Genomic DNA, 1,467 nt, shown 5'->3' with positions numbered 1-1,467 from the left:
CTGGAGCTTCCTCAAACGAGCCCATCAAGTCTCCATCAAGGCAGCAGCATTAATGTATTTAGTGTTATTCATGACTGTATTTGTTGACCTAATTACAGCCGTTGCCGTTGGGGTGTTCATTGCCAACTTGTTGACTGTCAAAAACCTCAGTCAGCTACAAATTAATCAAATCAAGGAAATTACTGCTCCTGATGATGGTGAAAATAGTTTGAGCTATGAAGAAAAACAGCTTCTGAAACAGGCTCGTGGTCGAATTTTCCTATTCCGTCTCGGCGGACCAATGAGCTTTGGTGCAGCTAAGGCTATCTCTCAGCGAATGGGGATTGTGGAAAAGTATGATGTCCTAGTCTTAGATCTCAGCGATGTCACCTTGTTGGGGGTGACGGCTTCTCTAGCGATAGAGAATATGGTTAAGGAGGCTCGTGGGAAACGTCGTGATGTGTTTATTGTAGGTGCGACTGGTAGGGTTAAGCAAAGGCTGGAAAAGTTGAAAATCCTGGAACTATTACCAGAAAGAAACCGAGTTAGCGATCGCATCGAGGCATTAGAGCAAGCAACTGCCTTGATTACGGGAGAGCAATCACATATCAATAGTGCTTTAGCCCAGGAAAATCCCATAGAGGTCAATAGCGCTGCCGCTAATTTAGACCAAACTAAACAATAAGTTGGTTTGGTTGTTTGTCAGAATGCAGAATGGTGAATGCAGAATGGTGAATGCAGAATGGTGAATGCAGAATGGTGAATGCAGAATGGTGAATGTAGAATGTAGAATGTAGAATGTAGAATGCAGAATGTAGAATGGTGAATGTAGAATGTAGAATGTAGAATGTAGAATGTAGAATGTAGAATGTAGAATGTAGAATGTAGAATGTAGAATGTAGAATGTAGAATGTAGAATGTAGAATGCAGAATAAAAAAAATTACAATTCTAAATTTTAAATTCTAAATTTTAAATTCTAAATTCTAAATTTTAAATTTTAAATTCTAAATTCTAAATTATTGTTAATTATCTAAAAGATTAGTCGGTAACCCATCTATACTCTCAGTATTTTTGGCTTGCCAATACTCGTGAATTCCCTTTTCTCCCTTGTTATTCGCCCACTTGAGCAGAGTTTCCCTCTCTCCTTTTAAGTCATACAAGGGTACACCATAACCACAGGAGGTTTGGGCAGATTCTACATTCAATACAATAATTTGCCTTTCCCCTGGTAGGCTATTGAATAGGGAGTAGACTGTTTCCCATTCCTTATCCCTAGGTCGAATTACCTGACCGTGACCATAAAGGCGGAGAATTAATGGCTTTTCAGTGAAGCTACAAAACATAATTGTCATTCTGCCATTTTCCAGCAAATGAGCAGATGTCTCGTTACCGCTACCGGTTAAATCTAGATAAGCCACTGTTTTACTATCAATACACCGAAAGGTGTTAATACCTTTGGGGGATAGGTTAATCCGACCTTGATGGGA

2 protein-coding genes are annotated in these 1,467 nt (G+C 39.5%); one reads left to right on the top strand and one right to left on the bottom strand.

What is annotated here, in order from left to right:
• On the top strand, window positions 1-664 hold a 664-nt coding region (locus tag F6K37_RS42130; RefSeq protein ID WP_287257182.1), incomplete at its 5' end, for an STAS domain-containing protein.
• A 338-nt stretch (window positions 665-1,002) separates the two neighbouring features.
• On the opposite strand, the gene F6K37_RS42125 is transcribed toward F6K37_RS42130, so the two are convergent.
• Window positions 1,003-1,467, bottom strand: a 465-nt coding sequence (locus F6K37_RS42125; RefSeq protein ID WP_287257181.1) for a pyridoxamine 5'-phosphate oxidase family protein, incomplete at its 5' end; no start/stop codon positions are given.

The sequence above is a fragment of the Moorena sp. SIO4E2 genome (assembly GCF_010671945.1).
Classification (GTDB): domain Bacteria; phylum Cyanobacteriota; class Cyanobacteriia; order Cyanobacteriales; family Coleofasciculaceae; genus Moorena; species Moorena producens.
The sequence above is the reverse complement of the archived record's forward strand: the minus strand, read 5'-3'. Positions and strand labels throughout refer to the sequence as shown.